General features: G+C 54.5%; 22 protein-coding genes. 2 read left to right on the top strand and 20 right to left on the bottom strand.

What is annotated here, in order from left to right:
- Positions 1 to 3 precede the first annotated feature (3 nt).
- From WG929_RS07610 to WG929_RS07665, 12 genes are all read right to left on the bottom strand, one after another.
- Positions 4 to 1362 (bottom strand): sensor histidine kinase, encoded by a 1359-nt coding sequence (locus tag WG929_RS07610; RefSeq protein WP_416205566.1) that lies wholly within the window; start codon positions 1360 to 1362, stop codon positions 4 to 6.
- On the bottom strand, positions 1362 to 2054 hold the full coding sequence (locus WG929_RS07615) for a response regulator transcription factor (RefSeq protein WP_416205567.1): 693 nt from the start codon (positions 2052 to 2054) through the stop codon (positions 1362 to 1364). The genes WG929_RS07610 and WG929_RS07615 overlap by 1 nt, the downstream gene beginning before the upstream one ends.
- Positions 2048 to 5218 (bottom strand): efflux RND transporter permease subunit, encoded by a 3171-nt coding sequence (locus WG929_RS07620; protein WP_416205568.1) that lies wholly within the window; start codon positions 5216 to 5218, stop codon positions 2048 to 2050. Before WG929_RS07620 ends, WG929_RS07615 begins: the two co-directional genes overlap by 7 nt.
- The gene (locus WG929_RS07625) at positions 5211 to 6530 is read right to left on the bottom strand and encodes an efflux RND transporter periplasmic adaptor subunit (RefSeq protein ID WP_416205569.1); all 1320 of its coding nucleotides are present in this window, start codon (positions 6528 to 6530) and stop codon (positions 5211 to 5213) included. The genes WG929_RS07620 and WG929_RS07625 overlap by 8 nt, the downstream gene beginning before the upstream one ends.
- A gap of 1 nt (position 6531) precedes the next feature.
- Positions 6532 to 7998 carry a TolC family protein gene (locus WG929_RS07630; RefSeq protein WP_416205570.1) on the bottom strand — a complete coding sequence of 489 codons (1467 nt, stop codon included), beginning with the start codon at positions 7996 to 7998 and terminating at the stop codon, positions 6532 to 6534.
- A 240-nt stretch (positions 7999 to 8238) separates the two neighbouring features.
- On the bottom strand, positions 8239 to 8532 hold the full coding sequence (locus WG929_RS07635; protein WP_416205571.1) for a type II toxin-antitoxin system RelE/ParE family toxin: 294 nt from the start codon (positions 8530 to 8532) through the stop codon (positions 8239 to 8241).
- Complete coding sequence (locus WG929_RS07640) at positions 8533 to 8802, bottom strand: type II toxin-antitoxin system Phd/YefM family antitoxin (RefSeq protein ID WP_416205572.1); 270 nt, start codon at positions 8800 to 8802, stop codon at positions 8533 to 8535.
- 144 nt (positions 8803 to 8946) lie between these two features.
- A complete protein-coding gene (locus WG929_RS07645; RefSeq protein WP_416205573.1) occupies positions 8947 to 9228 on the bottom strand; it encodes a type II toxin-antitoxin system RelE/ParE family toxin in 282 nt (93 codons plus the stop codon).
- Complete coding sequence (locus tag WG929_RS07650) at positions 9225 to 9497, bottom strand: CopG family ribbon-helix-helix protein (RefSeq protein WP_416205574.1); 273 nt, start codon at positions 9495 to 9497, stop codon at positions 9225 to 9227. Before WG929_RS07650 ends, WG929_RS07645 begins: the two co-directional genes overlap by 4 nt.
- A gap of 214 nt (positions 9498 to 9711) precedes the next feature.
- On the bottom strand, positions 9712 to 9939 hold the full coding sequence (locus tag WG929_RS07655; protein WP_416205596.1) for a 4-oxalocrotonate tautomerase: 228 nt from the start codon (positions 9937 to 9939) through the stop codon (positions 9712 to 9714).
- A gap of 37 nt (positions 9940 to 9976) precedes the next feature.
- Complete coding sequence (locus tag WG929_RS07660; protein WP_369856745.1) at positions 9977 to 11437, bottom strand: 2-hydroxymuconic semialdehyde dehydrogenase; 1461 nt, start codon at positions 11435 to 11437, stop codon at positions 9977 to 9979.
- A 273-nt stretch (positions 11438 to 11710) separates the two neighbouring features.
- On the bottom strand, positions 11711 to 12613 hold the full coding sequence (locus tag WG929_RS07665; RefSeq protein WP_369856744.1) for a LysR family transcriptional regulator: 903 nt from the start codon (positions 12611 to 12613) through the stop codon (positions 11711 to 11713).
- Between the two features lie 107 nt (positions 12614 to 12720).
- Here WG929_RS07665 and WG929_RS07670 point away from each other — a divergent pair, with 107 nt between their 5' ends.
- Positions 12721 to 13293: an antibiotic biosynthesis monooxygenase gene (locus WG929_RS07670; protein ID WP_416205575.1), complete on the top strand. Its 573-nt coding sequence runs from the start codon at positions 12721 to 12723 to the stop codon at positions 13291 to 13293.
- 134 nt (positions 13294 to 13427) lie between these two features.
- On the opposite strand, the gene WG929_RS07675 is transcribed toward WG929_RS07670, so the two are convergent.
- Positions 13428 to 14357 (bottom strand): catechol 2,3-dioxygenase, encoded by a 930-nt coding sequence (locus WG929_RS07675; protein ID WP_416205576.1) that lies wholly within the window; start codon positions 14355 to 14357, stop codon positions 13428 to 13430.
- 400 nt (positions 14358 to 14757) lie between these two features.
- Here WG929_RS07675 and WG929_RS07680 point away from each other — a divergent pair, with 400 nt between their 5' ends.
- The gene (locus tag WG929_RS07680; RefSeq protein WP_369856741.1) at positions 14758 to 16470 is read left to right on the top strand and encodes a sigma 54-interacting transcriptional regulator; all 1713 of its coding nucleotides are present in this window, start codon (positions 14758 to 14760) and stop codon (positions 16468 to 16470) included.
- A gap of 85 nt (positions 16471 to 16555) precedes the next feature.
- Here the strand turns inward: WG929_RS07680 and WG929_RS07685 are convergent, their stop codons facing one another.
- From WG929_RS07685 to WG929_RS07715, 7 genes are all read right to left on the bottom strand, one after another.
- The gene (locus tag WG929_RS07685) at positions 16556 to 17512 is read right to left on the bottom strand and encodes a glycine betaine ABC transporter substrate-binding protein (RefSeq protein WP_416205577.1); all 957 of its coding nucleotides are present in this window, start codon (positions 17510 to 17512) and stop codon (positions 16556 to 16558) included.
- 340 nt (positions 17513 to 17852) lie between these two features.
- Positions 17853 to 18785 carry an AEC family transporter gene (locus WG929_RS07690; RefSeq protein ID WP_416205578.1) on the bottom strand — a complete coding sequence of 311 codons (933 nt, stop codon included), beginning with the start codon at positions 18783 to 18785 and terminating at the stop codon, positions 17853 to 17855.
- 105 nt (positions 18786 to 18890) lie between these two features.
- Positions 18891 to 20873 (bottom strand): DNA topoisomerase III, encoded by a 1983-nt coding sequence (locus WG929_RS07695; protein WP_416205579.1) that lies wholly within the window; start codon positions 20871 to 20873, stop codon positions 18891 to 18893.
- Between the two features lie 70 nt (positions 20874 to 20943).
- Positions 20944 to 21465 carry a cytochrome b/b6 domain-containing protein gene (locus tag WG929_RS07700; RefSeq protein WP_416205580.1) on the bottom strand — a complete coding sequence of 174 codons (522 nt, stop codon included), beginning with the start codon at positions 21463 to 21465 and terminating at the stop codon, positions 20944 to 20946.
- A 15-nt stretch (positions 21466 to 21480) separates the two neighbouring features.
- Positions 21481 to 21807 carry a PepSY domain-containing protein gene (locus WG929_RS07705; protein WP_416205581.1) on the bottom strand — a complete coding sequence of 109 codons (327 nt, stop codon included), beginning with the start codon at positions 21805 to 21807 and terminating at the stop codon, positions 21481 to 21483.
- A gap of 111 nt (positions 21808 to 21918) precedes the next feature.
- Positions 21919 to 23034, bottom strand: coding sequence for a hypothetical protein (locus WG929_RS07710; RefSeq protein ID WP_416205582.1), 1116 nt, complete (start codon positions 23032 to 23034; stop codon positions 21919 to 21921).
- 156 nt (positions 23035 to 23190) lie between these two features.
- Entirely contained in the window at positions 23191 to 24342 is a 1152-nt protein-coding gene (locus WG929_RS07715) for a 1-acyl-sn-glycerol-3-phosphate acyltransferase (protein WP_416205583.1), read from the bottom strand.
- Positions 24343 to 24373 lie beyond the last annotated feature (31 nt).

Below are 24373 nucleotides of genomic sequence, written 5' to 3' on the forward strand. Positions count from 1 at the left end.
CACTCAGGCACATGGTCGCTGACCATCGGCAGCACAGGTATTAGCGAGGGCGATATCGAGTGTCACGCGGTGGCCATCCGGCTCCGCAACGTTCTGGTAGTGCCAGTTCAACCGCGCCGTCAGTTGCCGGGTGAGCTGCAACCCGAGACCAAACCCCTGATCCTGGTGCCTGCCATCATCGGGATGATGGTCACCGCCTGCCTGGCGAAAATCATCAGCGGCCTGTTTATCGTAGTTGTTCACCACAATCCGGCTGCCCTGCTGGTTAACCTCGACACGGCCTTCCCAGGTATGCTGAAAGGCATTACGCAGGATATTGCCCAACACAATCCGTAATGGTGTTTCTGGCAGGCAGGCCTGCCAGTCATTGTCGGTTGTAACCACCAGCTCGATGGCCTTGTTGTTTAACAGAAATGTCAGCTCGTCGACCAGCTGGCGGAGTAATACACCAGGTGCGACCTGCCGGGTTGGCAGACGATCCATATCATCACGACTGAGCCAAAGCAGGGTTTCGGTCAATTGGGCCATGGTCACTCCGGCGCGTTCCAGTCGTTCTACGGTCGCCAACACCCGCCCATCGTCGAGCGGGGTATGACGTTCGGTCAGACGCCGGAGCAACTCGGTATTGTTACGCATCACCGCAATCGGAGTGCGCAACTCATGACTGGCGTGACGTAAAAACGCCTGCTCGCGATTCAGCGTCTGCTGCACACGAGTCAGGCTACCGTGCATCAGTCCGGCCAGCTCGTTCAGTTCCGAATAACCAAAATCCGGCACCGGTTGCTGTAACCGGTCGGTATCCAGCGCACGGGTCCAGTCCAGCAAGCGCCCTGCAGGGCGGGACAAAAACCGGTACAGCAACACCGCAATACCGATAATCAGCGCCATGGTCGCCGCCAGAATCAACTGCAGTCGCTGGCGACTGCTGTCGATCTGGGTACTGACCAGAGATGAGCTGGTTGAACGCTCCAGTGTCCGGCTGATATACCAGTCTTGCTGTTGGCCATCCCGTATCAGCGAGTAGCGCATCAGAAAATGGATCTGGTGAGGCTCCGTACCCAAGCGGGTATTGTGGCGCTTATACAACACCCCTGCTTGCTCAGGAATGTGCTGGAATATCTGCTGTGTTGCTGGCGGGAGCTGCTGCCAGTCCGGGGCAACATAAAACTCGTTGTACTGGCCAGCGGCAGGAGGCTGCTTTGCAGACGACAGCTGCTGCAGGGTGTGCTCCATATCCCGTATCAACACCGCATCCATACCACGAATCATGTACTGGACGCTGAGCATGGAATAGCCCACGGCCAACAACAAACCAAGCAATATAAATGCCGCCACCAGCAACCATTTCAGACTGATACGCATCAGCTCTGCTGCCCGTTGTTCGTATTGGGCACGCGCAAAGCGATGCCCTGCCCTGCCAGGGTATACATCAGCGGCACTCCCACGCCACCGTCAACGGCCTTGCGCAAATTAAACAGGTGCACCTTGAGACTGTTGCTGTCAGGGGTTTCGTCGCCCCACACTGCTTGTGCCAGCTGACGTCGGGTGACAACGGTGGGAGATGCCCGTAACAGGGTTTCCAGCAAGATCCAGCCAGTGGGAGACAGTCGAATCTCGCGGCCACTGCGAGTCACCGAGCGACGGCCAAGATCCATCACCAGATCAGCGCATTCCAGACGCGTGACCTGACCACTGCGCCGTCGGGCCAAGGCCTGCACCCGCATCACCAGCTCACTCATTTCAAATGGCTTGACCAGATAATCATCGGTACCGGCCTGAAAACCATCCCGTTTATCGGTAAGCTGATCACGGGCAGTCAACATCAGGATCGGCGTATCGTTGCCCAGCTGCCGCAATCGCTGGCAGACACTGAGGCCATCCAGCCGGGGCAGGTTCAGATCCAGTAACAATACAGAATAGTGATTTTGTGCCATCAGCGTCAGCCCGGCCACGCCATTACTGGCGTGATCGCACTGAATATCTTCCAGCAGCAGATAGTCGACCAGTGTCGCAGCAAGATCGAGATCATCCTCCACCAGCAAGACACTCAGCACGGCTTGTCTCCTGCGGGGTCAGTCTCGTCTGGCGAATCAGCACGGCCACCAAAACGCTGCTTGAGTGCCGCCAGCAGATCAATCGCATCGTGCTGCACCGCCAGCAAAGCCGGGATCAGGATCAGGGTAATCACTGTCGCAAACAGAATGCCGTATCCCAGGGAAACAGCGGCCGGAATCAGGAACTGGGCTTGCATATCGGTTTCTCCCAACAGCGGCGCCAGACCGGCAAAGGTCGTCACCGAGGTTAACAATACCGCCCGTAAACGATCCCGACAGGCCAGACTGATGGCACTATTGTAGTGAGCGGCATCCGGTTTGAGTTCGTTAAAACGGGACACCAGCAACAGACTGTCATTCACCACCACCCCGCTCAACGCGATGATGCCAAAAAACGACTGAATGGTCAGCGATAGCCCGGTTACCCAGTGCCCCAGAATTGCCCCCATCACCCCGAACGGAATCGCCGTCATGATAATCACCGGCTGCACATAGGACTGCAGCGGCACCGCCAGCAGGATGTAGATCACCAGCATGGCAACAATAAACAGCGAAGTCATGCTCGACTGGGTAGTGGCCTGCTCTTCTGCCTCACCGGCAAAATGCACATCCAGCCCCGGATACTGTTTTTGCAGCTGCGGCGCGACATCGCGCTTGAGCAAGCTGACCAGCTCGGTCGATGACAATACGCTCTTGTCGACATCAGCGGTCAAGTAAACCGCACGCTTACCGTCAATCCGGGTGATCGTGTCACGAGAATAACCATAGCTGATGGTTGCCACCGCAGACAGTGGCACCACGGTGCCATCGGCAGTCCGCACCCGCGCACTCAGAACATCCGCCGGATTCTGACGATCCGACACGGGATAACGAACCTTCACTTCCATTTCATCACTGCCACGCTGATAGCGCTGTACCACCTGGCCACTGAAGGCCTGTAATACTTGCTGCGCCAGCATGGCGGTGGTCAGCCCCAGTGCCTCACCCTGGGCATTCAGCCGCAAACTGACCTGGGGCTGGGTCGGATCCAGATTATCTTCCACGCCGCTGACACCGGGAATGGCCATTAACCGCTCACGAAAGGCCTCGCCAGCTCCTTCCAGAACATCATCGGCACTGGCGCGCAATTCAACCCGCAAGGCCGAAATAGATTCATGACGGCTCTGGATACGCAGCGTTCTTACCCCTTCCGGCGTACCGGCCAGCGCCTTCCACTGCCGGGTGAATTCACCAATCCGGTAAGGGGCGTTTTCAGCCAGCTCAATGGTCAGCGAGCCAGACTGATCGGCCTGGGACAGTACCTGGATATGGGCAATTCCATGACCTCCCAGCGCTTGATCGACCTCATAGGCCTGTTGCTCCAGAGTCAATAAATGGCTGTGGGTCAAGCCATAGCTGGCGTCCTGTTGCATGGTCAGTGAAGCACGAACCGTATCGCCTTCCACATCCGGGAAAAAGCTGACCCGTACTGCCCCGGTAAATGGCATCCCCAGCACCAGTACAAACACACCGGCAAACGCCACAATCACCGCATAACGTTGCGCCAGTGCGGCATCAATCAGCGGGCGGTATACCCGTTCGCTGAACCATTGCAAGCCCACATCACAGCCGTGTTGTATTTTCCCCCATCCCTTGGACAGCAGGTTACGACGTGGCCGCTTGCGGGTATTCAGATGCGCCAGGTGGGCTGGCAGAATCAGCTTCGACTCCACCAGCGACAGCAACAGGCAAATAGTGACTACGCTGGCAAACTGGCTATAGACCTGGCCCAGACGCCCCTCGATATGCGACAGCGAATAAAACGCCGCCACCGTGGTAAACACCCCGAACAGGGTGGGAACGGCAACGCGCAAGGTACCGCTAATGGTGTTTTTTAACGCATCACCGTGCCGACTTCGTTCGGTGTAGACACTTTCGCCCACCACTACGGCATCATCCACCACAATACCGAGCGCCATAATAAAACCGAAAGTGGTGAAGGCGTTGAGCGATAATCCCGCCCAGCTGTCGCCCATAAAATACAGCGTGCCAAAAAAGATAAACGGCAATCCCATCGCCACCCAAAAGGCGACCGTCACGTTCAGAAACAACGCCAGCAACAGGAACACCATCAGCACACCGGTAATCGCATTTCTGACCAGCAGCGACAGACGACTATTGATCGATTCACTGCGGTCGTACCAGGTATCCAGCGCCACCGAGGGTGGAATGCGGCCGGTTTCCTGCCACTGCGCTACCACTGCACGTGCCGCCACGACGGAATCGCTGATATCATCCTGACCCGTCGTAATGACTTGCAGGGCAATACTGTTCTGACCCTGGAAACGAGACAGTACCACCGAGTCTTCGTCGTAGGTATCACGCACGCTGGCCACGTCACCGAGCAGCAGCTGACGACCACTGGCCAGACTGATCAGTGGTAATTGTTCAAAGGCGGTGACATCGTAAGCCTGCTCCGATGCCTGCAACTGTAAGTACAGTTGCTCGCTCTTCAATACCGCCGTCATACTGGTCGACGAGCCAGAATTCACCGCATCCTCAACGTCCGACAGACTTAGGCCATAAGCCTGCAAGCGGCCCTCATCAATTTCGACCACCATCTGCGGATCACGCCAGCCCGATTCCGACACTCGGCTGATCTCGGAACGTGCCAATAAATCGGATTTCAGTTCCTTGCCCAGCAGTTGCAAGGTATGGCGATCCACATCGCCATAGAGCTGAATCCACAACGAGTGCTCTTCCCGCTGGGCCTTGGCAATCACCGGATTCTTGGCATCCACCGGAAAGGTTGAAATACCATCCACTTCGGCACGGACATCGCGCAGCAAGGTATCCAGATCGTAGTCCGATTTGCGCTCTATCGTGACGGTGGCACCGCTGCCGGTCGAACTGGAAGTAATCGACTCAATCCCCATCACCCCTTCCAGCGCTTCCTCAATCTTGATCGCCAGACCTTCTTCGGACTGCACCGCCGAACCACTGCTGTAACTGACCGACACCGTTACCTCATCTGGCTCCATACTCGGAAAGGCTTCCTTGCGCAGCTGGGTCGTCTGCAGCAAACCCAATACAATCACCAGCCCCATCAGCAAGTTGGCCGCCACCGGGTTGCAGGCAAACCAGCCGATCAGACCACCCGAGGATGGTTTGCTGAGGTTACTCATACGACGATACCCCACCCTGTTTTGGCTTGTCCGCTTGCAGGCCAGATTCGCCCGCCTTCACCACCACCGGCACCACCTGACTCTTTTCAGCGTAGCTCGACAGCGGTTGCACCACCACCTGACGCAGCCCAGACAAGCCGTCGGGCACCTGTACGTAGATGGAATGGGCATCGCTGAACAGGGTATTGGCGACGTATTTTTCTAGCTGATGACTGCCATTGACCAACCAGATTTCGCCACGCTGGCTCAGTGCCGAAGCGGGTAATTTCCACAGCTGATCCACCGCCTTGCCCGACAGCGCGACGTTGACAAACATGCCGGGCTGTAACCTCGGCGTTTGTTCCAGCGGTTTTGCAACTGCCACAATCAGTGCTCGCTGCCGTGTTGCCTCATCCAAATGCTGTTGCGCCCGAATCACCACGCCCTGCCATTGACCGGAAGATTCCACCGACGTCAGTGTCACCGGCCAGTCTCCGCTCAGTAACTCATCAACACCGGGTAACATTTCCCATTCCCGCTCGGACAGGGCAACGGCAATTTCTACCCGATCGGTGCTGTACAGTGTTGCCACCGCGCCACCCGCACTGATATAGCCACCCGGACTGACCAGGCGTTCGATAATTAGGGCATCAAACGGCGTGCTAATACGCGTCCAGGACAGTCGCTTGCGAGCGGAAATAAGGGCGGCCTGGGCATTGTTCAACGCCGCTTCCGCCGCCGCCAATTGTGGTTCGCGCAGCAACAGGGGCGAATCCGGCTCCCCCGCCAGGCCAGCCGCCTGCCATTCTTCCCGTGCCTGATCCACTTCGCGCTGCTCTTCCAGCAACGCCAGTCTGGCATCGGCCACGGCTTGCTCAGCAACCGCCACTTCGGCCTTGTAACTACTGTCTTCCAGCGTCGCTAGCACCGTCCCTTTTGGCACACGGCGGCCACTGTCAAAAACAGCAGCGATCTGTTCGATATCACCGGCCACCTTGGCGGTAAGGCTTAATTCAAAATGCGCCTCGGCAGAGCCATAACCAGATAACTCGGCTTGATACTGGCCTGCAGACACTTCCACCACACGAACGCCGGCAGCGGCAACGGTTGAGGTCCCAGTGGACGATAGTGCACGCTCAGGTACAGCCGCCGTTTCAGCACCTGGTTCAGCGCCTGGAGCGGCACTCTTGTTATCTCCCTGCCCGGGCATGGGACGGTTGTCCTGCTGATTCATTTTGTAGCTGTTCCAGGCCACGACGGCGCCAACAAAGGCGACGGCCACAGCGAACCAGATCAGTTTGCGCCAGCCAGAGTGAGTCGAGTTAGCGCTCATATCAGCGAGTCTCCGTAGATAATTCAGATGAGGATCCAGTGGTGTTTTTCAGGCTGGTAGTAGCCGGCAAGCCAAGTGCCAGACCCAGCGTAATGCGGTTACTCAGGCGCTGATACGTGAGGGTGTTCAGCGTGCCCTCCAGGTCATAGCGGGATTGCTGTACCGTCAGCAAATCGAGCAGATCGACCAGCCCGGAACGATAACGGCGCAGGTAACGTTCTTCATTGGCACGAGCGCTCAGCAAGGCCCGCTGAATGGCGGCTTGCTGGCGCTCCAGTGCCACCTCTTGATCCAGTGCATTTTCCACTTCCGTCACAGCGGTCAGCAGCGTTTCCCGATAGGCCTGGGCGGACTGGGCAGCGGTTAATTCGGCGGTACGAGCCGCCGCTTTTAGTTCACCGCCCCGAAACAGCGGTGCCGTCAGCTGTCCCAACAAACTCCAGACCGGATCCGTCAACAAGGATGCTGCAGGGGAACGGCCACTGTCGGACAACGCCGCCGAAATACTCAGTGATGGCAACATGTCCTTGTAGGCAACACGGGTGCGTAAATCAGCGGCTTCCAGCGCCTGCCAGGCGGCCTGTAAATCCGGCCGACGCGCCAATGTCTGTTCCGGCAAATCCACCAGCGGCATCAATACCGCAGGATAATCATCCGGAATAACAACACCTGCCGATTCCGCAGTCGTATCTGTCACTTGACCCAGTAAAGTACGTAAACTGCGTTTTGCTGCAGCCAGCTGATACCGGTTATCGGCCTGAGTCGACTCGGCACTGGCCAGTGCCGAACGGGCGCTGTCCAGATCGTCCAGATCGCCAACACCGCGACGATAACGCTGCAGAATCGCCTGTTCATTTTTGCCCAGTGCGGCAAGACGCAGAGCCTGCCATTCGATAGCGTTGTTCAGCTGGATCAGTTGCAACCAGGACGACATCACCTCCGCCACCTGTGTGTCTCGGGCCGACTGGTATAACGCCAGTTGCTCGGCCACATCCGCCGCCGCGGCAGCACTGCTGTTGGCCAGTTTGGCCCATAAATCCAGCTCCCAACTGACCGACAACTCGGTGCTGAAGCTGTTGCCCGTATTTTCACCACGACTGGCGGCAAAGCCCAGATCCGCCTGCGGCAACTGGCCAGCTTCCACACCGCGCTGTTCACTACGCAAAATCTGCAACGTCAGCCAGGTTTGCTGCAAACCGGGATTGGCTGCCAGGCTTTGTTTGACCAGTTGGGTTAACTGCTCGTCTGGCAGTAGCGCCAGCAGACTGTTGGACTCGACCGCTTCCTCCCCTGCCACAAAAGTCACGGGAGTGGCTTGCCACTGCTGAACGCTGGCCTGTTCATCCATCAAGGTTTGCTGTACCGCTTGCTGCTCGCCAGACAAACTGGCACACCCCGCCAGTAACATGACAGGTAGCAGCCGGGCTGTTCGTGGAATCAGGGGCAACGGGAATGCCGGAAAAGGCATAAAAGATACTCCGCAGGAATCTGGTCGGCCATGCTAGAGCAGCCAAGGTTAAGGTGGGGTTAAGGTGGGGTTAAGGTGGGGTTAAGGGGAACGGAAGGTTAAGAGCAAATCCAGCGCGATTCTATCAGTAGCAGACTGGAGGTAAGCTGTGGAGGTGAGAGTCACTTTATGAAGTGTCCGGAATCAGTTGACCACTACAGAGCGCAGCGTAGGCGAGTCCGACAACAGCCGCTTGTTATATCAGCTCTCTGGTAGCTCAAGTTGTCTCTCACTTCTCCAAACTCGAATGAGCACAACGTCGGTTTCTTGTCTCAGGTAGTCAACCCGAAATGGCGAATGGATTAGCTCTCGGATATGGTTCAAACCAAACTCGGGGACAACCCGGCCAGCATCAGGGTGCCGCACAAGCATTTCAGCTTGCTCCAGAATGGCGGTCACATACTCATCACCGCTATGCGGCACGCTCTCTTCGATGTAGTGTTCTTGAATAGCTTGCAAATCCTCAAGAGCGGACTGTGCGACGCGCAGTTCCATTTAGTTAATGCCCAGGGTTTTCTTCGCATCAGCTAGAGAAACAGTATTGCCCTCGCGAACATCCATGAGACCCTGTGCCACCGCTTTAACGAATCGGAGTTCCTCAGCAGTTTTCTCAAACTCCTCAAGCCCTTGAACAACAGCTACTCCACGACCTCGGCTCGTAAGCAAGATTGGGCGGTGTGTACTCTGAGTTCGGCTAACCACCTTTCCAGGGTTAATCTTTAGGTCTGAGAGAGGGACAACGTCTTCTGAAAACTTTACTTGCATGATGCATACTCCAAAGTGGAACAGCTATCACTAATAGCACCAGTTAACAGGTGCGGTCAAGAGAATATAACGCTGAGCACAACGGAGCCTTTGACGTAGCGAAGCGGAGACAAAGGCATCCGAGTGCCGCGTCTGGTTAAATTACTATCGTTCACCTGCAAGGCCATGCCATACCCGGAGAATGATGATGGCACTGGCATGAAGTGAGTATCGAACGACGTATTTGCCGAAAACCATATCTCGAACGGAGTCTGGCACCGGTGCCATTTCAACGGGTGTGCCCATTTGGGGGAAGTCTGGAAGCAGTCCGATTTTACCAACCAGTTCGGCGGCAATCTTGGCTGCCGCCGATGGATTGTGGACTTCAATGAACTCCCTCAAACGTTTCAAATCTTCGATGGCTTCATCCGTGTAAACCAGTTTCACTTACCTGACCTCGGTGCATCCTGCTCGTTCTCGGCTCCCCAACTATTAAGCCAGCTATGAACCTCACTGGCATCAACAACCTTGCCTTGGGCGGCAGACTCCATTGCCTCTAACGTTTGTTTCCAACGCTCCTGCACAAGCTGCTGCTTTTCTATGTATTCCGACAGTGCCTGGTTGATTACCCAACCTTTGCTCCGCTGCAGCCTGCTTGCGATTGCTTCCAGGTGCTGTTCAACTTCGGCTTGGAGACGAACGGTGGTGACACTCATAGCTATACCCTCGAACCTGAAACTACAATGTATTACATCATAGTCTGCGAGGTGTAGTGGTCAACTGATTCCGGACACGGTGTTAAGTTTTTCTTCTGCTGCGAGAGGGCTGATACCACCATTCGCCGTATGTGGCCGCTGTTGGTTGTAATAGCCCACAAAAAAGCCCGCAATCATTGCGGGCAAAAAGAAAACAATCACTCACTCACTGCCGTCAGCGGCCGAGCTTTTTCACCGAGACACCACCAATACCAAAATGTTGCTTGGGCATTTCCGTGATCAGTACCCGGACACTTTCACGAGGAGCGCCCAGAGCACGTACGGCGGCTTCTGTCAGTTCGACAATCAGCTGTTCCTTCATTTCATCAGGACGGCCTTCGATAATACTGACCTGAATAATCGGCATGGCGGCTCTCTCTGTTACTGTACTGGATACACGGATGGGCTACGCCTCACCCGTGCGGTTATGCCAACAGGCATTACAACTTGATGCAAATATTCTTCAGTTCGGTGTAGAACTCAAGACCATGGACTCCGCCTTCACGGCCAATCCCGGACTGTTTGGCACCACCAAAGGCAGTACGCAGGTCGCGCAGGAACCAGGAGTTGACCCAGACGATACCGGCTTCCATCTGCTCGGCGACACGAATCGCCTGGGAGGTATTTTCGGTCCAGATCGCGGCAGCCAGGCCGTACACCGTGTCGTTGGCCAGTTCGATCGCTTCTTCTTCCGAATCAAACGGGCGAATATGACAGCAAGGGCCGAAAATTTCTTCGCGCACCACACGGGCGTCGTCTGGCAGACCGGTCCAGATGGTCGGTTCAATCCAGGCACCGTCATTCAGTTCAGCCCCCATATCCGGGATACCGCCACCAATTTCTACCGTCGCGCCTTCTTCTTTTGCCAGGTTGTAGTAGTAGGCAACCTTGTCGCGGTGTTCGAGGCTAACCAGCGGGCCGAAATTGGCTTGCTTGTCTTCCGGGCGACCCAGCTTGAGTTTGGCAACTTCTTCTTTCATACGGGCCAGAAACTGGTCATACACGGGCCGCTCAACGTACACACGCTCGGTGCCCAGACACACCTGACCGCAGTTAACAAAGGCGGAACGCATGGTGCCTTCCACCGCTTTTTCGATATCACAATCGGCAAAAACAATACCGGCATTTTTGCCGCCACATTCCAGCGAGATATTACGCAGGCCACAGGCGGCGGCTTTCATAATGATTTCGCCGGTGCGGGTTTCACCGGTAAAGGTAATCGCATCGACCAGTGGATGCGTAGTGAGGAATTCACCGGCAGAATTTGGCCCCAGACCATGAACGACGTTAAAGACACCGGCTGGAACGCCACATTCGTTCATCACTTCACCCAGCAAGGTGGTGGTGGCCGGGGTTTCTTCTGATGGTTTAACCACCACGGTATTACCACACGCCAGCGCCGGGCCAACTTTCCAGGTCATCAGCAGCAACGGCAGATTCCATGGCGAAATCACCGCAACCACCCCTTTCGGAGTACGGTGACCCATATTGATAGCGCCTTTGCCGTCTGGAGTATCAAGACGGAAATTTTCAGTCGGATGGTTGGCCAGGGTTTCAGAGAAAGCCTTGAAATTGGCCGCACCGCGTGGAATGTCGATATGGCTGGCAATGCTGTGTGGCTTGCCGGTATCCAGACATTCAGCCTGGAGGAATTCGTCAAAGCGTTCGTTGATACGATCCGCTACCTTGTTTAATAGATTGATACGCTGTGCCTGAGTGTATTTGCCCCAAGGGCCTTTGAGGGCTTTTTTGGCAGCCTTGACGGCAGCATCAACTTCTTCTTTTCCGGCTTCGTGCACCAGGCCAATCAGGCTGTTATCAACCGGGTTACGATTTTCAAATGTCCGGTTGCTCAGAGATGCAACATACTCACCATTAATAAAGTGTCGAAACTCTTTCATATATCACCTGTTTGATCATTTGTTTGCGCAGGAAAAAACGTAATTCCGCCGTTCGGGATCACGGTTTATTGTTATTCGGCTTGCTACTTCAGAAACCCTATATCAGACCCTCAGTATATGGCTGGCATAAGCGGTTAAAACCGATAATTTCGAGAGTTGATCATCCCGATTACGGGATGAACAAAGTACCAAAAAGGGGCCATTCAGCGCAGTCAGTCCTGCCGGGGGGAGCCAGACAGTCCGCTGGCAGCGCAATAATAATCGCTCTGTCGATTACACGGCTTCACGCAGAAGAGCGGCTTTCTGGGTTGCCCTGGCGATGACAAAATCAATAAAAGCGCGGGTTTTGACGGGCAGGTTTTCGCGGTGCGGGAAGACAATATTGACCTGCCGATCTTCCATCCGCCATTCCGGTAACAATTGAATCAGCTCGCCTTTTTCCAGCTCGTCACGGGCAATGTAAGACGGCAAACAGGCAGCACCAACACCATCCAGTACCGCATCCAGGGCGAACTGGATTTCATCGGTTCGTAACGCCGGTTTCGGCACGAAAGTTTCCGCTTCGCCGTTGTTATTAAAGAAGCGCCAGACCGGATTACGCTTCAGTGCCACCAGCGGCATGCGCGACAATTCTTGCGGGCGCTGCGGATTATCGAATTGAGTCATATAGGCGGGTGTGGCACAGATCAGATTACTGGAACGAAACAGCGGCCGAGACACCCATTCATTCAGGGTCACATTACCCATGCGGAAGGCGATATCAATGCTGTTTTTCACCAGATCGACATTCTCGTTACTGAGGAACATTTCTACCGTAATACGTGGATTTTCCTTCATGAACTCGAACACCCACTGCTTGACGTAGTAGTGCCCGAGGCTGACGGGAGCGGTGATTTTGATGTCGCCCGACATCGACGACAACTCACTGTTGACGTTTTCCAGCCGGGTTTCGAGATCCTGTACCGTGTGAACGACACTCTGATAAAAACGCTGGCCGGATTCGGTCAGACCAAAGGTTTTGGCGCTTCGATGAATCAGCTTGTAACCCAGCTCGGCTTCAAACGACTGTATCCGCCGACTCAGCGTGGAGGTGGGCACGTTCAGATAACGCGATGCTGCCACGATACTGCCTTTATCCACCACCTTCACAAAGAAATACAAATCCTGATAATTCATTGAGCACCCATATATGACATTCGGAATTCCCGCGCATATTAAAAACAACACCTGACCTTGTTTTCTATTCGCGCTAGCATTTTGAAATTATTATTATTGGAGTGGTTATGGAACCCCACAGCGACACAAACGGCCCTGTTACGGTTGTCATTTCTCGCCGTGTTATTCCCGGCAAGGAGTCCGAGTTCGAACAACTCAGCGCCGAAATGACCCTCGCCGCTTCACGCTTCGAGGGCTATCTGGGTACCAACCTGTTTCGCCCGGCCAGCAGCGAAGACCCAGAGTACCGAATCATCTTCCGCTTTGCCTCCCATGCCGCGCTTAACGTCTGGGAAGCATCGGAGCAGCGGGCACAACTGCTCGGTTCGATTGAAGCCCTGTTGTCGTCACCCACCCAGCGAGAAAGAACCTACGGCATCGCCAACTGGTTTGATCTGCCTGGACACCCAGCGGCGAACCAACAATCTCCACCAGCCAAATACAAGATGACCATCGTCAGCTGGATGGCCCTGTATCCTATCGTAACGCTGATTTTCTTTTTGTTTGGTGAACCGCTTGCCCATATCCCACTGCTACTGCGCACACTGCTGGTGACCGCTGCGGTGATGGTTCTGATGTCTTACGTCGCCATGCCACGCATGACACGCTGGTTCGGGTTCTGGTTATTTTCCAAACGCTAACAACTCGAATTTGACACCTGTGAACCTGACACCCGCCCCTCTCAACATGCAATGTATCGACACCTTCCAGCTTGTCCAGCAAGCATAACGCCACGATTGACCGTGGCGTTATGCTTATGGGCTATTCAGCCAGATCAGGTAGTGACGGTCAGGAAGCGTTCGTTCAGGACACGGTCATGGTAGAAAATCGCCTTGCCCAGCTGATCTGCTGTCCAAGTGATCGGTTCATGATCCGGATAGTGGTAGTTACCGTTGGCGAACACTTCGGTGCGGTTACCGGATGGGTCAAAGAAATAGATCGTACGACCGTTAGTTAACCCATGACGAGTCGGGCCAATATCGATAGGGGTATCCGTCATGGAAATCAGATCAGCAGCACGCAGCACGTCTTCCCAAGTTTCCAGGTAATAGGACGAATGGTGGAACTGGCCAGACTCGGGGCTTTCAATAAAGGCAATATCATGCGCTTTCATGCCGCAAGACAGAAAAGCAGCGATCAGGGTTTTGTCTTCATCCGGTGCGATGACTTGCTCAGCCATATCAAAACCCAATACTTGCTGAAACAATTTTGCCGTTGCCGGAACATCCGGGCCATACAACAGGCAATGGTCGAAACGCACCACGCCCATCCCTTTAAGGTCACGCGGCCAGGCTTCCGGGTTAACATTCGATATACCCCATTTGCCGGTTTGCTCCTTGGTGGCAAACAGCTCAAAGGTATGACCGGTCGGCACCACAAAACGAATTCGGCGGCCACAATCCTGCAGATCGTTGGCGGCCACCTCATTAACTTCAACACCGTATTCAACCAAACGGCCTTGCAGCAGATCCAGCATTTCTTCTGAAACAACCTTGAAACCGATAAAGTCCACACCGGCAGCATCGGCCTCACGCAGTACAACTGAATACTTGTCCACTTCCGACCAAGCTTTCAGATAAACGCGACCCTGATCATCGCGACCCGTTTCAATCAGACCCATCAAGTCACAGTAGTGCTTCAGGGCATCTGCCATATCGAGAACCCGAATCTGGACATGTCCAGGACGCATTACGCCGTATTTCATAGCTATTTCCCGTTTATTGTTATTTACGTTTGATAGTACACATGACTCCACTGGCTTTCAGCCGGGTGGAACCAATGAGAGAATCTTGATCTCCGTTCGTCTTGTTTTTTGTGATTATGACGAATGGATACGAAGCCTGTCTGGCCATTATCCCTGCCTGCCCACAAGTAAAAGCAACCGCCGTGCCAGCGCTTGAAAAACAACTCGATTGAAATACGGAAAACCATAAACCATTGTTTTATATAATATTTTAAAGAAAACTCCGACCCCAAAAAACGAACTTTCGCCCAACTACGGGACGACCAGATCCCGATAGGCATTGACGATATAGTGATCGTGATCTATCCGATTGACGATATGATCAATCTGATACCGGCCAACACAAAAAAAGATAACAACAATGAGCCAAAGAACTGCGTTACCCGTCCCCAGCGACGATGACCTGATTCATCAGCTGCGTTTCGACCCCGACAGCGGCCACATATGGCTGCACGAAAACCGTATGCTACTGACCCACTCCGCCGTGTTTGGCAAGTTGCGCAAAGACCTGATTGATATTCTTGGCTGGGAACGTGCCAAAGGTGTGCTGATGCGCTTTGGTTACGCCGCTGGCCGCCTGGATGCAGAGCTGGCCAAACGCTTGCGTCCCGACCTCAGCACCAGAGATTCCTTTGTAGTAGGGCCACAGCTGCACAAACTCGAAGGCAAGGTCAAGGTGACACCGATCCGGTTGGAGTTCGATATGGCCAGCGGTGCCTATTACGGCGAATTTGACTGGCACCACTCCTGGGAAGCCGAACAACACCTGCAAGAGATCGGCCCCAGCAAAGAAGCCGTGTGCTGGACACTGCTCGGCTATGCCAGTGGCTACACCAGTTACTACATGGGGCGACAGATTCTATTCAAGGAAACCCAGTGCTGCGCCTGTGGCGATAGCCACTGCGTCAACATCGGTCGTCCGGCCCATGAGTGGCCAGATCGCGAAGAACTGGAAAAATACCTCCGCCCCAGCCCGCTGATCGACGAACTGGAGTTGCTGCAGCACGAATACACCGAATTAAAAAACCGTTATGAAGCCCAGACTCAGGCCGACTGGACACCGTTTTCCGCCGTTGGCAATGCCCCGGTGTTCAAACAGGCCTGCGATATGATTGCCAGAGCCGCCGCTAGTAAAGTCAGCGTGTTGTTGCTGGGAGAAACCGGGGTCGGCAAGGAAGTTCAGGCCCGCAACATTCATCGTCTCAGCGACCGCGCTGAACAACCCTTTGTCGCCGTCAACTGCGCCTGCATTCCACCCGACCTGATTGAATCGGAACTGTTTGGGGTCGAAAAAGGTGCCTTTACTGGTGCCCACCAATCGCGCAAAGGCAAATTTGAACGCGCCGATTACGGCACCATATTTCTGGATGAAGTCGCCGAACTGACCCCCAGAGCACAAGCCACCCTGCTGCGGGTACTGCAAGAAAGTGAGCTGGAACGCGTTGGTGACACCATGACCCGCAAAATCGACGTACGGGTTGTGGCTGCCACCAATGAAGACCTGGAACAGGCCGTCCGGGACGGACGCTTTCGCGCCGACCTGTTCTTCCGCCTTAACGTCCTGCCCATTCGTATTCCATCATTACGTGAACGCAAGGAAGACATCCCGCTGTTGGTAGAGCACTTTCTCGACCGCTACCAGCGAGAGTACAACAAGAAAATTCTCGGCCTCACCGACCGCGCCATGTCGATGCTGGCGGAATACGCCTGGCCGGGTAACGTCCGTGAACTGGAAAATATGATCGAACGCGGCGTGATTCTGACCGACAACCATCGGGTCATTGAGCTGGAACATCTGTTCCCCTCCCTGACAGAGCCATCTCATCCGCTCAACATCATTAACCGTCAGGGTAGAATTGCTTCACCCGGCAGCGAAATAACCACCATAGCGCCGGGGTTATCGACCGACCAGCTGGCCGACATCCTCATCGCCTCCGGCACCAGCCTTGATGAACTGGAAACCCTGCTGATCGAAAAAGCACTACAGAACAGCCATGGCGTAGTCACCGAAGCGGCGAAACAGCTGGGACTGACACGCCCGGCGCTGGCCTACCGGATGAAAAAACGGCAATAAATCACGTACCGTCCGTGGCCGGGTGTCCATGTCCGTAGTGCAATTGTAATTTTGATTGTTTTACACCAACGCTATGCCACGACGGCTACCGCCCAAAGGTCACTTCCATCTCATCGGCCATCATCTGCGCGTCGACCGGCTGACCGGTGAGTGTTTTGACGCCACTGAGCCAGGCACTGACCTGGGCCGGGTTGCGGTGCATCCACATCCGCACGGCGCGATCGACCGGGACAAACTCATTGCTGGTTTTCTGCATAATTTCTTCTTCGATCGCGGCCTTGAAGGTCAGATTACTGAAAAAGCGGGCGAGGTTGGGACATTCCTGCTCCAGTCCCTTGCGGATACTGGTATTCACCGTGGCCTTGCCATAATCCGGGCCGAAATACTGATCACCACCGTCAAGATAACGCATGGCAAACTGCTGGTTCATCGGATGCGGTTTCCAACCCATAAACACGATCCATTCTCCCTTGCGGACTCGGCCATTCACCTGTGCCAGCATCAGCCGTTCGGAGGTTTCAATCAGTTTGAAGTCTTTCAGCCCAAAGGCATTGGAGGAAATCATTTCGAGAATGGCGGCATTACCGCTACTGCCTTTCTCCAGGCCGTAGATACGTCCTTCAAACTTGTCGCTAAACCGGGCGATATCGGCAAAATCATGCACGCCCTGTTCATAAACATAATCGGGCACCGCCAGTGTCCAGAGCGCTTCATCGAGGTTGGCCGTCAAGGTTGATACGTCTTGCGGGCCGTAAAACGGCGCTGCCACCTCAACCATGGCGGGCGTCCAGTAACCCATAAAAACATCGATATTCCGTTGCTGCATCTGGCTGAATACTTCCGGTGTGGCGGGCTGGTTACTGAGTTCCACCCGATACCCTAATTGCTCCAGCAGCGATTTGGCAATGCCGTTAACCACATGCAAATCGGTCCAGTCCACCACGCCTATACGCACGGTTTGACACTGTGCTTCTGTCGCGCTTTCGGCATAACCGGTCAGTGCCAGCAGCCACACCAGTACGCAACGGGAAACAAATTTCATGAATTACCTCGATTCAGACCCTGGGGATTAGCAATTAACTGGTGAGGAGCCGGGAAACATCACCAATCACGCAGCAAGCAGCCTTCAGCTTATAAATAACCGCCAGCGGCAGCATTTCCCCATTAGGGACATTCCCTAAGAGGTAACCAGGCAGCGGAAAACGGCAAAAAAACCGGCTTTTGATAAAAGGAATAACTCGGGTGGGGTATATCGTTGGGGTGATTGACGCGCCAAAAGGCTACGCAATGGCTCAGACAGGGTTAGCTGAGCCGAGGCGGACAATATGACAGAAAGACCTCCGTCTGTGCGGAACGGATTGTTACACGGAACAGATCACAACCTACAAGCCGGAGCCGAGCACCCAGCTGATGGTGAGTAGCGAAATCATCGATGTCCAAATAATGGTGGTGGAGGTTTCCTGCACGAAAGTGTTGTATTTTTGCGCCAGTACAAAGCTGCCTGCACCGGTTGGTGTACTGGCCATCAGAATCGCCACACTGGTCCAGAGTGGTGGTAGCGAAAAGACATAACTGGCCAGCCCCCAGGTCAGCAACGGCTGCCCCAGTAACTTCAGTACCGCCGTCATCGAGATCGCCCCGAGATCGCCAAACAGGGGTTTGCCCACCAGAAACAACCCGAGCGAAAACAGCGCGCATGGCCCGGCGGCAGCGCCAAGAATATCGCAGAAGTTAAATACCATGGAGGGCAGCTCCAGTGGCAACATCGCATACAGGATGCCGACCAGCGGCGATAACAACATCGGGTTTTTAAACACCGCCTTGCCAATATCCAGGGTAATACGCCCGGGACTGGCTGCCACCTTGTTATCCAGTTCAATCATGATAGTGGCCATGGTAATGGTCAGCAGAGAGCCAACCACCACAAACAGAATCACTGGCACACTGGCTGCGTCACCAAAGCTGGCAAACGCCAGCGGGATACCCAGATACCCGGTATTACCGTAAGCCGAGTTCAAACCCAGCATAGTGGCGCTGCCAAGCCGCTTGCCGAGCAGGTATTTCGCCAGCACAACCCCGATCACCATGGTCAGCACCACGCTGATTGCAATCAGGATCAGGTAATCCAGATTCAGCAACACCTGTGGATCAACCACCGCCATGGCCTTGAACAGCAGACACGGCATGGCAAACCAAAAGACAAAATCATTTAATGCCTTGGCCGCCTCGCTGCCGCAAATCCTGAATGTCCCAGCCAGGAATCCGGCCAGGATGATCAGGAAGACCGGAAAAACCGTATCAATCAAAATCGACATTTCACCCCCAAAATACCTCCCGCATGGAGGGCCAGCAGTATAAAGAGAAAATATTGCCCGGCACCAGACAGCGATTGGTAGGGCACAAGCGCTGGCCGTTGTGCTTCAGTCCACCTGGCGACGTCGACCTGCCGTCTTGCGGCCCTTGCTATGTGTGCTGCTGGCGCTGCTACGGCGCCGGGGTTTCGCCTTGGAGTTGTCGCTCTGGATACCACTAAAAGCCTGAGTATTGAGCTGGCAGGCCTGGCCAACCAGGGTGTGCAACTGCCCTAGCAGCGGTTGCATAAAACCCTCGTAGTTTAACGCCCGTTCGCTGATGTCGTTCAGCTGGCGTTCCCAATGCGCGGTCATGTCTGGCACGGTGGTGCTTTCTGGCAGGGTATTAATCAACGCACGACCCAGCTCGGTGGCCAGTATGGTTTTGCCTGCGCGCTGCAGGAAGCGCCGCTTGAACAACAGTTCGATAATACTGGCCCGCGTGGCTTCGGTGCCAAGGCCATCGGTGTCTTTGAGGATTTTTTTCAGCTCGCGGTCTTTCACAAAGCGGTTGATGCCCGTCATCGCCGCCAGCAGCGTGGCATCGCTGAAATGCGCCGGAGGTTGGGTATGTTTTTCATCCACCAACGGCTCACCACTCCATACTGTCTGGCCGGGTGCCAGCATGGGCAAGCGGCCGTCGCCGGGTAGCGCTGAATCATCCGCTTGCCGCTGCTGTTTGCCTTGTGGCATGGCGGCCTTCCAACCAGGTTCCAGGTTCTCCCGTTCGGTGGCGACAAACTGGCCGCCCGCAATGACCAGCTCAATACGACGGTCGGCATAACGATGCGGCGGATAAAACTGCAGCAGATACTGGCGGGCAATCATCGAATACAGCTGTTTTTCTGCCAGTGTCAGGCTGCCGGAAGCCGTGGTTTTTTCGCTAGGAATAATCGCATGGTGCGCTTCGACCTTACGGTCATTCCAGGCTTTGGAACGTAACGACAGATTGGCTCCCTCAATCACCGTCGCCAGATCTTGCTGATGATGACCAATGGCACTAACGACCGACTGGCGGCGGCTGTAGTGATCCTCTGGTAAGTAACGGCAATCGGAGCGGGGATAGGTAATCAGCTGATAGTTTTCGTACAACGACTGACAGCCATCCAGCACCTGTTTGGCGCTCAGTCCAAACGCTTTGGCGGCATCAATCTGCAACGCCGACAGGTTATAGGGCAGCGGTGCGATTTGCTGTTTCTCCTTGCGTTCGCTGGCTGTGACGGTGGCGGGTTGCTGTCGAATACGTTCAGCCACGTTATGGGCAAGTTTGGGGTTAAGTACCCGCCCCTCGTCATCCAGGTGGCTGGCACAGGCTTCACTGGGTTGCCAGCGAGCGTAAAAACACAAGGGGTGACCGGCACGCAGATGAATGGCGGCACGGACTTCATAAAAAGGCTTGGAGACAAAATCGCTTATTTCTTCATCGCGACGCACCACCAGTCCGAGAATCGGTGTTTGTACCCGTCCCACCGACAGTACCTGCTTCAACCCACCTTGCTGCCCCTTGACGGTACAGGCGCGAGTCAGGTTAATGCCGTACAGCCAGTCAGCCCGACTGCGTGCCAGCGCCGAGGTTGAGAGCGGGATAAAGTCCCGATTGGAACGTAGTTGCGTTAAGGCCCGGCTCACGGCCTGGGGATTGAGGTCGCTGATCAGCAGGCGTTGCATGTTCTGACGTTTGACTACCGGGACATTCAGATAGCTGATGACTTCGTCCACCAGTAGCTGCCCTTCCCGATCCGGGTCGCCGGCATGCACCAGTTGACTGGCCTCTTTCACCAGTTTACGTAACACCGACAGTTGTTTACGGGTCTGGCTTTTGGGTTGCAGTTGCCAGGTCTCGGGCACGATCGGCAATACATCCAGCCGCCACTGTTTGAACGCCGGGTTGTAAGCTTCTGGCTCGGCCTGTTCCAGCAAATGACCGATACACCAGCTGACGACATCGCCATTGGCAGCACGTACAAAACCTTCACCTTTTTGATGGGGTTTCGGCAGCACTGCCGCAATGGCGCGGCCAAGAGAGGGTTTTTCAGCAATAAACAGACGCATGGCTTTTCTGGATAACTGGGATTTTGTACAGTATATCCAGACTGGCGACAAAGGGAACGTACCGCGTGGTTTAACGCTGCGGTCGGTTATCCTTGATACCGGGCAGCATGCCCTGCAGCAGAGGCACCCGGTAACGCCACTGGATCAATAACACCGCCACAACGTGGATCACCACCATGGCCATAACGCTATTGGCCGACCAGCGATGCAGATTTTGCACCCAATCTTCGCCCCAGAAGGCATCCAGTTCCTGCATCCAGCCGCTGACGCCGGTGACTGTCAGCATTAACAGCAACAACAGCACCATCAGCCCGGCAACCGGGCTATGACGACTGTTATGCCGATGCTGGCGCTGGTACTCGCCAAACCGTTGCCAGTTATCGCGTAACCGCGCTGGTGTCGGCAGAAAGTCGCTGAAGCGGGCGTTGGTCGGGCCAACAAAGCCCCAGACCAGACGCGCCAGCAGCAGTGCCAACAGCGTATAACCGGCCCATTCATGCGCATCGTCGCCATCGTCCAGCCACCAGAAGTTAGCCAGAAACAAAACCGCCACCGACCAGTGAAACAGACGTATAAAACGATCCCAGATCATTCCAGCAGCACCAACTCAGTCGATTTTTTTCTTGACGATGTCGCCCGTTTTGGTATCGAAATACACTTCGATTTTGACAAACTCGGTCTTTGCCTCGTTCAGACCCCAGCCATAGATTTCATAACAATGGCCAGCTGACTGGAATTTCTTGATGGCAAAACCATAGTCATTCACGATCTTTTTCTGCATTTCCAGCACATGCAGTTGTTCTTCTTTGGGGTGCTTCTGGCAATCAGCACTGGCATACAGTGGGCCACTGGCCAGGGTAGCGAATGACAGCAACACTATTTTTTTCAACGTCACTTTTTTCAACATTTTTTTCAACATTTTTTTCAACATCATGGAAGACTCCGACAAAGGGTAACTTATCGGCCCGACATTACATTGAATATAAATTACTATCAATATCGTTTGTAAACAATTACACCCTGACAACAACGACGCTCCAGAGCCTCAGATACTCCAGTTCACATCCTCGTGTTTTGCGACACAATCGGTACGGAACGTCGCCAGTGTGGCGTTGCTGCAGGTCAGGTCGGTTACGACGATATCCGTGCCGTCGTAGTAACCGTCGAGCAGCAGCCACTTGTCATCGTCGATGGCATTATCCAGGTCAGAACACTGGCTGAAGCTGCTGCAATCCAGATTGGGGGCACTGTCGTACACAGAGATAGAACCGCCACTGCTTTTTGACAGTTCACTGCCCCGTACAATTATTTTGAAATCGTAGCTGCTGCCAAGACGGTCATCCGGGCTGCTGTCATCATTATCCAGCTCGACTGCCGTAATACTGCCGCCGTCACTGGTGGTTTTGATCACATCAATATAAGGCTGCTCTCCCCATACCGGCGTAAAGCCGTCGATACCATCGTCCAGTTGCAGCAGTTCAAAATCGTCCGAACTGTTAACCTTGTACACTAGGCACATGGCCGCTTCGGCCAAACCACATTCGCTCTGGAACCAGCCGATGTACCAGGACACGCTGCTGCTGCCTTCACAGCTGCTGTCAAAATCGTCTTCAGCTGCAGCACAGAGAATATTGTCCAGTGTAATGCCACCAGCCCCGTCGACACTGAATTCCAGTTGTGCCACATAGCCATTGGCAACCGCCGCAGTCAGCTCATCACAGGCGCTGTTGCAGGCAAAGTCGATCTCGCTGGCCAGATTCCAGTTCGTATCATCTACGGCGTAGAGAATACCGGTGTCGGTGTAGAGGGTCAGGGCGAAGGTTTCTTCACTGTCGCTGACGGCCTCGGTCGAAGCGATGCTATCGAAGCGGTAACGGCTAGGGTCGCCATCTTCGTCAAATGAGACGGTGACATTCACCACATAACGGTTACCCCAGGCAAATTCGCTGAAGCCACTGAAAGTTTCTTCGACTACACCCCAGCTGTCGTCACTCTCTTCCCGAATACGAAAGCAGAGGCTGGTGCTGTCGGTATCGCACTGTTCTTTGTAATAGTCGACCTGGCGGGTTTCGGCCTGGTCGTCCCAGTGACGCCCGAGTTCCAGGCAGCCCGACAGCAACAGTGCCATCACCGGCCATAGCAATCGTATTATCCAACGCATCCGTTCAACTCTCTTCTGTTAGCGTGTTCATCGAATAAGAATAACAACCATATCAAACGGCATCACAACGGCATCACAACGGCATCATAACCACAGCACTTCCCCTTATTAATAGGTGACACTCATAGCGGTGGACTGGCGGGTTATGACAGCCAGTTATTGCTCAATGCCTTGCTGCAATAGAATAGGCATGGCGTAGCCAATTAATACCTGTTTTTGTACATCCTGTGCTTCACCTTCGATGCGCTGCCACAACGTATCCTGAATCTGGCGACTGCAATCACCGCCATCAACATCCGGATAACAAGCGAAACGCTGCTGCAACAACCGCACCGCAGCATGATGCACAGGCAGAATTTCAGTCATGTGACGCATCTGGCGATCAATCGCCGCCGCCATGGTTTCTGCGCTGGCCAGCTCGTCATCTGTCAATGGCTGGCCAAAATCAACGTGTATCGTTCCCTTCTGACCGATAATGCCCGCCAGCAAACTGCGGGTATCTTCTCCTTCTTCCTTGCTGTAACAGCCGTATTTGGATCGGGCCACCAGTTCTCTGGCTTTCATCAAGTCACATGGATCCCATTCGTACTGGATGCACACTGGTACCGGACGCAGGGCGAACAGGGTTGCGGCAAAGGTCTCCGCGTGTTCACGTCCATGCAGGGCCAGCATTTTTAATACCGCCTTGTCGGTCAGGTCGATGCCATTTTTGGCCCGGCCTTCCCGCTGGGCAATCCAGACCGATTCATGCTGATCCAGCGAAAAACGAATATAGCCCGATAGCTGCTGTAATGCCGTCAGCTTTTCTCGTTTATTGGTAATGTTTCGTCGGACGATAAATGATTTATTGAGACGCATGACATCGGCAATATCCGGGTGACTGAGCAAATTATCACCAATCGCAATCCGACTGGTGGGCCAGCCCGCCTGATACAGCGAGTAGTTGATCAGCGTTGGATCCATGGCGATGTCACGGTGGTTGGATATCCACAAATGCCCCTGTTCCGGGGTCATTTTATCCAGTCCCCGTACCACCACAGCGGTGGCGGTTTTGGCCAGCAGACGTTCAATCCAGCCTTCCATCCACATTTGGAAATCGTGCACCGTATTGACGCCCGCCAGCTGGCGATCCAACAGGTAACGGGCTAATGGCAGCATCCGTTCGCGCAGCCAATGCGGCAACATCGGCAGGCGGTATTTCAGCAGTGCCCGGTGTACGGTGTCGGACTGACTCACTCGCTCCAGTACGGCAGCAACTTCATCATCCTGGTAGGGGCGGATATCGGCGTAACAATCTGGTATTGGCATATCTGGATTCGGCAGTAAAAGGCGCGGGGAT

Origin of the sequence: Oceanobacter antarcticus (assembly GCF_044962685.1) — a bacterium.
In the GTDB taxonomy this organism is placed as follows: domain Bacteria; phylum Pseudomonadota; class Gammaproteobacteria; order Pseudomonadales; family Oceanobacteraceae; genus Oceanobacter; species Oceanobacter antarcticus.

Bases quoted from the DNA above. Each gene is read 5' to 3' on its own strand.
- WG929_RS07630 (WP_416205570.1), bottom strand. From the start codon at position 7,998: ATGCCTTTTCCGGCATTCCCGTTGCCCCTGATTCCACGAACAGCCCGG.
- WG929_RS07610 (WP_416205566.1), bottom strand. From the start codon at position 1,362: ATGCGTATCAGTCTGAAATGGTTGCTGGTGGCGGCATTTATATTGCTT.
- WG929_RS07665 (WP_369856744.1), bottom strand. From the start codon at position 12,613: ATGAATTATCAGGATTTGTATTTCTTTGTGAAGGTGGTGGATAAAGGC.
- WG929_RS07680 (WP_369856741.1), top strand. From the start codon at position 14,758: ATGAGCCAAAGAACTGCGTTACCCGTCCCCAGCGACGATGACCTGATT.
- WG929_RS07660 (WP_369856745.1), bottom strand. From the start codon at position 11,437: ATGAAAGAGTTTCGACACTTTATTAATGGTGAGTATGTTGCATCTCTG.
- WG929_RS07625 (WP_416205569.1), bottom strand. From the start codon at position 6,530: ATGAGCGCTAACTCGACTCACTCTGGCTGGCGCAAACTGATCTGGTTC.
- WG929_RS07675 (WP_416205576.1), bottom strand. From the start codon at position 14,357: ATGAAATACGGCGTAATGCGTCCTGGACATGTCCAGATTCGGGTTCTC.
- WG929_RS07650 (WP_416205574.1), bottom strand. From the start codon at position 9,497: ATGAGTGTCACCACCGTTCGTCTCCAAGCCGAAGTTGAACAGCACCTG.
- WG929_RS07700 (WP_416205580.1), bottom strand. From the start codon at position 21,465: ATGATCTGGGATCGTTTTATACGTCTGTTTCACTGGTCGGTGGCGGTT.
- WG929_RS07620 (WP_416205568.1), bottom strand. From the start codon at position 5,218: ATGAGTAACCTCAGCAAACCATCCTCGGGTGGTCTGATCGGCTGGTTT.
- WG929_RS07670 (WP_416205575.1), top strand. From the start codon at position 12,721: ATGGAACCCCACAGCGACACAAACGGCCCTGTTACGGTTGTCATTTCT.
- WG929_RS07685 (WP_416205577.1), bottom strand. From the start codon at position 17,512: ATGAAATTTGTTTCCCGTTGCGTACTGGTGTGGCTGCTGGCACTGACC.
- WG929_RS07705 (WP_416205581.1), bottom strand. From the start codon at position 21,807: ATGATGTTGAAAAAAATGTTGAAAAAAATGTTGAAAAAAGTGACGTTG.
- WG929_RS07710 (WP_416205582.1), bottom strand. From the start codon at position 23,034: ATGCGTTGGATAATACGATTGCTATGGCCGGTGATGGCACTGTTGCTG.
- WG929_RS07635 (WP_416205571.1), bottom strand. From the start codon at position 8,532: ATGGAACTGCGCGTCGCACAGTCCGCTCTTGAGGATTTGCAAGCTATT.
- WG929_RS07690 (WP_416205578.1), bottom strand. From the start codon at position 18,785: ATGTCGATTTTGATTGATACGGTTTTTCCGGTCTTCCTGATCATCCTG.
- WG929_RS07715 (WP_416205583.1), bottom strand. From the start codon at position 24,342: ATGCCAATACCAGATTGTTACGCCGATATCCGCCCCTACCAGGATGAT.
- WG929_RS07695 (WP_416205579.1), bottom strand. From the start codon at position 20,873: ATGCGTCTGTTTATTGCTGAAAAACCCTCTCTTGGCCGCGCCATTGCG.
- WG929_RS07640 (WP_416205572.1), bottom strand. From the start codon at position 8,802: ATGCAAGTAAAGTTTTCAGAAGACGTTGTCCCTCTCTCAGACCTAAAG.